General features: G+C 72.9%; 5 protein-coding genes. 1 reads left to right on the plus strand and 4 read right to left on the minus strand.

Annotated features, from left to right (window positions below; genetic code table 11):
• Positions 1-324: 324 nt before the first annotated feature.
• From whiA to uvrC, 4 genes are all read right to left on the minus strand, one after another.
• Positions 325-1,305: a DNA-binding protein WhiA gene (whiA, locus tag ACOJUF_RS10980; protein ID WP_420121889.1), complete on the minus strand. Its 981-nt coding sequence runs from the start codon at positions 1,303-1,305 to the stop codon at positions 325-327.
• Between the two features lie 60 nt (positions 1,306-1,365).
• Entirely contained in the window at positions 1,366-2,385 is a 1,020-nt protein-coding gene (locus ACOJUF_RS10985) for a gluconeogenesis factor YvcK family protein (RefSeq protein WP_420121890.1), read from the minus strand.
• A complete protein-coding gene (rapZ, locus tag ACOJUF_RS10990; protein WP_420121893.1) occupies positions 2,385-3,242 on the minus strand; it encodes an RNase adapter RapZ in 858 nt (285 codons plus the stop codon). The genes ACOJUF_RS10985 and rapZ overlap by 1 nt, the downstream gene beginning before the upstream one ends.
• A gap of 132 nt (positions 3,243-3,374) precedes the next feature.
• Positions 3,375-5,498, minus strand: coding sequence for an excinuclease ABC subunit UvrC (gene uvrC / locus ACOJUF_RS10995; protein ID WP_420121891.1), 2,124 nt, complete (start codon positions 5,496-5,498; stop codon positions 3,375-3,377).
• Positions 5,499-5,770: 272 nt separating this feature from the next.
• Between uvrC and ACOJUF_RS11000 the strand changes: the two genes are divergently transcribed.
• A partial coding sequence (locus tag ACOJUF_RS11000) for an alpha-amylase family glycosyl hydrolase (RefSeq protein ID WP_420121892.1) occupies positions 5,771-6,639 on the plus strand: 869 nt, incomplete at its 3' end.

Consider the following 6,639-nt stretch of genomic DNA (forward strand, 5'->3'; position numbering starts at 1 on the left):
TTACACCGACGCGCACAGTCACGTCTGTCCGCCCTCCTCATTGGGGTTCCCGCAGCAGGGTGGTAGCCCGCTCGAACGGGATCGATCAAGAGACCTCGCCCACGTCCTTGTGAACGTTGCCGGACTCACTGTATCGGGGCGCCTGTCCCCCGGCGCGTCGGCCGGGGGTCCCGCGCCGAATTCAGGACCAATGACCCGGTTCCGGACGGGTCGCCGGACCGGACCGGACGGACCATGTGCCCTGGTCTGCTGCGCTCACCTGCACTGAATCAATCCAGAAGCGGGTGGCCGGGCGGGTTCACCGGAAGTTCACCCGGCGAGCGCTCAGGAGTCCAGCATGTCCGCGGTCACGGCGGACTCGGTGTCCGGGATGCCCAGTTCGGCGGCCCGGCGGTCGGCCATGGTCAGCAGCCGCCGGATCCGCCCGGCCACCGCGTCCTTGGTCATCGGCGGGTCGGCCAACTGGCCCAGTTCCTCCAGCGAGGCCTGGCCGTGGGCGATCCGCAGCCGGCCGGCCTGGCTCAGGTGGTCGGGTGCGTCCTCCCCCAGGATCTCCAGCGCCCGCTCGACCCGGGCGGCCGCGGCGACCGCCGCGCGGGCCGACCGGCGCAGGTTGGCGTCGTCGAAGTTGGCGAGGCGGTTGGCGGTGGCCCGGACCTCGCGGCGCATCCGCCGTTCCTCCCACGCCAGCATCGACGCGTGGGCCCCGAGCCGGGTCAGCAGGGCGGCGATCGCGTCGCCGTCCCGGACGAGCACCCGGTCGGCCCCCCTGACCTCGCGGGCCTTGGCCCCGATGCCCATCCGGCGGGCCGCGCCGACCAGGGCCAGCGCCGCCTCCGGGCCCGGGCAGGTGATCTCCAGCGAGGCGCTGCGGCCGGGTTCGGTGAGCGATCCGTGGGCCAGGAAGGCGCCGCGCCAGGCCGCCTCGGCGTCGCCGACCGAGCCGGCGACGATCTGCGGCGGCAGGCCCCGGACCGGCCGGCCGCGCTGGTCGATCAGACCGGTCTGCCGGGCCAGCGAGTCCCCGCCGCCGACCACCCGGACCACGTAGCGGGTGTTCTTGCGGATACCGGACGCGGCGAGCACCTGCACCTCGGCCGCGTGCCCGTACAGCTCGGCGATCTCCTTGCGCAGGCGACGGGCCACCACGCCGGTGTCCAGCTCCGCCTCGACGATCACCCGCCCGGCGACGATGTGCAGCCCACCGGCGAAGCGCAGCATCGCCGACACCTCCGCCTTGCGGGCCGACACCTTGGTCACCGCCACCCGGCTCAGTTCGTCCTTGACCGAGGCCGTCATCGCCATTCCGGGCGCTCCCTGCTTTCACTCATGTCAACGCGCCCGATTCCGCTTGCTGGCGCTCGTTCATGTCAGTCCCCCCGGCCGGTCCGGCCGCCCGTCCGCACCCGGAGAACCGTCCCGGGCCAGCACCGCCGCGAGCGACGCCGCCAGGCCCGCCGGATCGTGCCGGGCGGTCCCCGGGATCGCGACGTCGTCCAGGTCCAGCCGGGCCCCGAGCCGGGCGGCCGCGGTCGCCAGACGCTGCGGCAGCGCCACGGACGCGCGGTCGGCCAGCACCGAATCGATGGCAAGCTCGGGGGCGTGGTCCGAGAGTACGTCCAGGTGCTGCTCGGGCGAGAATCCTTCGGTCTCCCCGGCCTGCGCGGCCAGGTTGAGCACCACCACCTTGGCGGCCCGGCTGGCCAGGATCGCTGCGGCCAGGTCCGGCAGCATCAGATGCGGCAGCACGCTGGTGAACCACGAGCCCGGGCCCAGGGTGATCAGGTCGGCCTCCGCGACGGCCTTGAGCGCCTCCGGGCAGGCCGCCGCGTCCGGCGGGTCGAGGGCGACCGACCGGACCCGGCCCGGGGTGCTCGCGACCGCCACCTGGCCGCGGATGCGCCGCACGGCCGCCGGGTCCTCGTCCAGGCCGGTCACCTCGGCGACGATGTCCAGCGGCTGACAGGCCATCGGCAGCACCCGGCCGCGGCTGCCCAGCAGGGCACCGGCGGCATCGAGTGCGGCGACCGGGTCGCCGCCGAGGACCTTGGTCAGCCCGACCAGGACCAGGTTGCCGACCGGGTGCCCGGCCAGCGCCCCCTCGCCGCGGAACCGGTGCTGGAACGTCGAGCTCCAGAGCGCGCCGTGCTCGCCCGGATCGGCCAGCGCGGTGAGCGCCATCCGCAGGTCGCCGGGCGGCACGATGCCGGGCATCTCGTGCCGGAGCCGGCCGGACGATCCCCCGTCGTCGGCGACGGTGACCACCGCGGTGACCTCGACCGGCAGCCGGACCAGGGCGGACAGCATCGCGTGCAGCCCGTGGCCGCCGCCCAGGGCGACCACCTTGGGGCGGGCCGCGGCGCGGTCCGGCAGGGCGCCGCCCATCACTCCCGGCCCAGGTCGCGGTGCACGACCTGAACCGCGAGGGTGTCGGTGTCGAGCCGGCGTTTGAGCTCCTCGGCGACGGCCACGCTGCGGTGCTTGCCCCCGGTGCAGCCGACGGCCAGGGTCAGGTACCGCTTGCCCTCACGCCGGTAGCCGCCGCTGATCAGGTCGATCAGGCCGACGTAGCGGTCGAGGAACTCCGCCGCACCTTCCTGGGACAGGACGTAGTCCGAGACCTCCTGCTCGAGCCCGGTGTGGTCGCGCAGCTCGGGGATCCAGTGCGGGTTGGGCAGGAAGCGCATGTCGATCACCAGGTCGGCGTCCAGCGGCAACCCGTACTTGAAGCCGAACGACACCAGCGTCATCGACGCCTTGCGCTCGGGGGACGCGTGCCCGAAGGCCCGCTCGACCTCCGCGCGCAGCTGATGGATGGACAGCTCGGAGGTGTCGACCACGACGTCGGCCTCCTGTCGCAGCGGCTCCAGCACGGCCCGTTCGTAGGCCACCCCGTCGGCCAGCCGGCCCCCGCCCTGCAGGGGGTGTTTGCGGCGGTTCGCCTCGTAGCGACGGATCAGCGCCGCGTCGCTGGCCTCCAGGAACAGCACCCGCGGCCGGTACCCCTTGGCGTCCAGGTCCTTGATGACGGCGGCCAGATCCTCGGTGAAGGCCCGCGAGCGGACGTCCAGCACGATCGCGATCCGGGTGACGTCGCCGCTGGTCCGCGAGCCGAGGTCGACCATCGTGCTGATCAGCTCGGGGGGAAGGTTGTCCACCACGAACCAGCCCATGTCCTCCAGGCACTTGGCCGCGGTCGACCGGCCGGCCCCGGACAGTCCGGAGACGATGGCCACCTGGATGACCGGCTCGTCCACCCGCCCCGGCTCGGCCCGTCCGGACTCGGTCCGGTCCCCCTGCTCCTGTGTGCTCACCGGGATGCCCCCTCCGTGCTCGATCCTCGGTCCCAGCCGCGCGCTACGAGAATCCTTGCATCACCGGCCGGAGCCGGCGTCGCCACCGGTGCCACCGGGCCCGGCGAGGGCGGCGACCACGGCCTCGGCGGTCCGCCGGCCCACCCCGGGCACCTCCAGGATCTCCTCGACGCCGGCCCGGCGCAGGGCGGCGACCGAGCCGAAGTGACGGACCAGCGCCTTGCGCCGCACCTCGCCCAGACCCGGCACGTCGTCCAGCGCGGAGACGGTCATCGACTTCGAGCGCTTGGCCCGGTGGTAGGTGATGGCGAACCGGTGGGCCTCGTCCCGCAGCCGCTGCAGCAGGTACAGGGCCTCACTCGTGCGCGGGAAGATCACCGGATCCGGCTGGAAGGGCAGCCAGACCTCCTCCAGGCGCTTGGCCAGCCCGCAGACGGTGACGTCGACGATGCCCAGATCGGACAGCACCGTGGCGGCGGCGTTCACCTGCGGCGCCCCGCCGTCGACGACCAGCAGCTGCGGCGGGTAGGCGAACCGGCGGGCCCGGCCGGTTGTCGGGTCGATGCCCGGCGGCACCCCGGGGGCCGGGCCGTCCGCGCCCGGTGGCCCGCCCGGACCCTCCGGGGCCAAGGTGGCCGCCGGCGACGGCCCGGATCCGTGCTCGGCTTCCTGCTCGGCCCGGGCCTGGTGGCTGAACCGGCGGCGCACCACCTCGGCGATGGACGCGACGTCGTCACCGGGCCGGTCCCGGATCGCGAACCGCCGGTAGTCGCTGCGCTTGGCCAGCCCGTCCTCGAACACGACCAGCGAGGCGACCACGTCGGTGCCCTGGACGTGCGAGATGTCGATGCACTCGATGCGCAGCGGGGCGACGTCCATGCCGAGCGTCTCGCCCAGCTCGGACAGCGCCGCCGAGCGGGCGGTCAGGTCGCCGGCCCGCTTGAGCCGGTGCCGGGTCAGCGCCTCCTTGGCGTTGCGGGTGACCGTCTCGGCCAGCGCCCGCTTGTCCCCGCGCTGCGCGACCCGCAACGACACCCGGGAACCCCGCAGGCCGGACAGCCAGGCCACCAGCTCCTCGTGGGTGCCGGCGTCCTGGCTGGGCAGCACCGGCACCAGGATCTCCCGCGGCACCGCGACGGACCGGTCCGTGCCGTCGGCGGCGGACTCGGCCGCCAGGTCCCCGTAGAACTGCAGCAGGAAGTTCTCGACCAGCGACGGCAGCACCGCGGCGATCTCGGCCTCCGGGCCGTCGTCCGGGCCCGCCGCGCCGGCCCCGGTTCCGGCTCCGGTCCCGGGGATCGGGTCGAGGTCGACGTCCACGATCCAGCCCCGCTCGCCGCGCACCCGGCCGTCCCGCACGTGGAACATCTGCACGGACGCCAGCAGCTGGTCGGCGGCGATGCCGATGACGTCGGCGTCGGTCCCGTCCCCGAAGACCACGGCCTGCTTCTCCACGGCCCGCCGGACGGCGGCGAGGTCGTCGCGCAGCCGGGCCGCCCGCTCGAAGTCCAGGTCGGCGGCCGCCGCCGTCATCTCCTTCTCCAGGCGGCGGATCAGCGGGTCGGCCCGGCCGGCCATGAAGTCGCAGAACCCGTCGACGATCTCCCGGTGCTCGTCGGCGCTCACCCGCCCGACGCACGGCGCCGAGCACTTGCCGATGTAGCCGAGCAGGCAGGGCCGGCCGATCTGGGCGGAGCGGCGGAACACGCCGGCCGAGCAGGTCCGCGCCGGAAAGACGCGCAGCAGCAGGTCGAGGGTCTCCCGGATGGCCCAGGCGTGCGCGTAGGGGCCGAAGTACCGGACGCCCTTGCGGTGCGCCCCCCGCATGACCTGCAGCCGCGGGTACTCCTCCCCCACCGTGACGGCCAGGAACGGGTAGGACTTGTCGTCCCGGTACCGGACGTTGAAGCGCGGGTCGAACTCCTTGATCCAGTTGTACTCCAGCTGCAGCGCCTCGACCTCGGTGGTCACCACGGTCCACTCGACGCTGCCCGCCGTGGTCACCATCTGCCTGGTCCGCGGGTGCAGGGCGGTGATGTCGGCGAAGTAGGAGTTCAGCCGCTGGCGCAGGCTCTTGGCCTTGCCGACGTAGACGACGCGGCCCTTCGGGTCGCGAAACTTGTAGACGCCGGGCGACTCCGGGATCGTCCCGGGTGCGGGACGGTAGCTGGCTGGATCCGGCACAGAGGCGAGGGTAATCGAACCGTCCGACAGCCGATTCCGCCCGGGATCGGGCCCGTGATCGCGCCGGGACACCGGCGCTGACCGCGGCCGGAACCCGCACCGGTACCCCGGCCCCGGCCCGGTCAAGCGGAGACGCTGCCGACACCTTTTCGGCACGTGCCGGACGCCCGGCCATGGATAGGGTGAGCCGGCAGCAACGCACCAGCCGGTGCGTCGCGCGGCCGAGTCGACGGTGACGACGTGGGACACGCAGAACGCAGGTAGGAGCACCGATGGAGATCTGGCCGGGCCGCCCTTATCCCTTGGGGGCCACGTTCGACGGCACCGGGACCAACTTCGCGATCTTCAGCGAGGCGGCGACCGAGGTGGAGTTGTGCCTGATCGGCGAGCGGGGCGGGGAGACCCGCATCAAGATGCCGGAGGTCGACGGCTACGTCTGGCACTGCTATCTGCCGACGGTGCAGCCCGGGCAGCGGTACGGCTACCGGGTGCACGGGCCGTACGAGCCGCATCACGGCTCGCGGTGCAACCCGAACAAGCTGCTGCTGGACCCCTACGCGAAGGCCGTCTCCGGCGCCATCGACTGGGACCCCGCGCTGTTCGGCTACAACATGGGCGAGCCCGAGAGCCGCAACGACGCCGATTCCGGGCCGCACATGATGCACGGCGTCGTCATCAACCCGTTCTTCGACTGGACCGGTGACCGGCAGCTGAAGATCCCGTACGCCGACAGCATCATCTACGAGGCGCACGTCAAGGGCCTGACGATGATGCATCCGGAGGTGCCGACCAGCCAGCGCGGCACCTACGCCGGCGTGGCCCACCCGGCCATCATCGACCACCTGACCCGGCTCGGGGTGACCGCGATCGAGCTGATGCCGGTGCACCAGTTCGTCAACGACAGCACGCTGATGGATCAGGGTCTGTCGAACTACTGGGGCTACAACACCATCGGCTTCTTCGCCCCGCAGAACACCTACAGCGCGTTCGGCGAGCGCGGCCAGCAGGTGCAGGAATTCAAGGCGATGGTCAAGTCGCTGCACGCCGCCGGCATCGAGGTCATCCTCGACGTGGTCTACAACCACACCGCCGAGGGCAACCACATGGGCCCGACCCTGTCGTTCAAGGGCATCGACAACGG

The sequence above is a fragment of the Nakamurella sp. genome (genome assembly GCF_048594475.1).
Lineage (GTDB): Bacteria > Actinomycetota > Actinomycetes > Mycobacteriales > Nakamurellaceae > Nakamurella.

Bases quoted from the DNA above. Each gene is read 5' to 3' on its own strand.
- whiA (WP_420121889.1), bottom strand. From the start codon at position 1,305: ATGGCGATGACGGCCTCGGTCAAGGACGAACTGAGCCGGGTGGCGGTG.
- ACOJUF_RS10985 (WP_420121890.1), bottom strand. From the start codon at position 2,385: ATGGGCGGCGCCCTGCCGGACCGCGCCGCGGCCCGCCCCAAGGTGGTC.